The following is a 573-nucleotide window of genomic DNA, read 5'->3' as shown; positions in this document are numbered from 1 at the left end:
GCGTAGTTCGCCTGCCCCGGGGAGCCGAGCACACCGGCGACCGAGGAGAACACCACGAAGGCCGCCAGGTCCGCGTCGGCGGTCAGCTCGTGCAGCGCACCCACCGCGTCCGCCTTCGGCCGCAGCACGGTGGCGAGCCGCTCGGGTGTCAGGGCCTCGAGGACACCGTCGTCGAGGACACCGGCCGTGTGCACCACGGCGGTCAGCGGATGCTCCGCGGGGATACGGGCGAGGGCCCTCGCGAGCTGCTCGCGGTCCGCGGCGTCGCAGGCGACGGACTGCACCCGTACGCCGCGCTCCACCAGGTCCTCGGGCGCCTCGCCGCCGCTGCGACTGAGCAGCAATACGTTGCGGACGCCGTGTTCGGAGACGAGCCGCCGCAGGACGAGCTGTCCCAGGGTGCCGCTCGCGCCGGTGACGAGGACCGTGCCGTCCGGATCGAGCGGGCGCGGGATCGTCAGGACGGCCCCTCCGGTGTGTGCCTCCTCGTCCAGGCGGCGGTAGGCCGTTGCCGCCGCCCGTATGTCGTACGCCGTGACCGGCAGGGCGCGCAGCGCGCCGGTGTCGAACAGG

The 573-nt window shown here is 74.3% G+C and carries 1 protein-coding gene; it reads right to left on the bottom strand.

Annotated features, from left to right (window positions below):
* Positions 1 to 573: SDR family NAD(P)-dependent oxidoreductase (locus SSOG_RS38155; RefSeq protein ID WP_039939678.1), on the bottom strand; the 573-nt coding region annotated here is incomplete at both ends.

Origin of the sequence: Streptomyces himastatinicus ATCC 53653 (genome assembly GCF_000158915.1) — a bacterium.
GTDB lineage: Bacteria > Actinomycetota > Actinomycetes > Streptomycetales > Streptomycetaceae > Streptomyces > Streptomyces himastatinicus.
The sequence above is the reverse complement of the archived record's forward strand: the minus strand, read 5'-3'. Positions and strand labels throughout refer to the sequence as shown.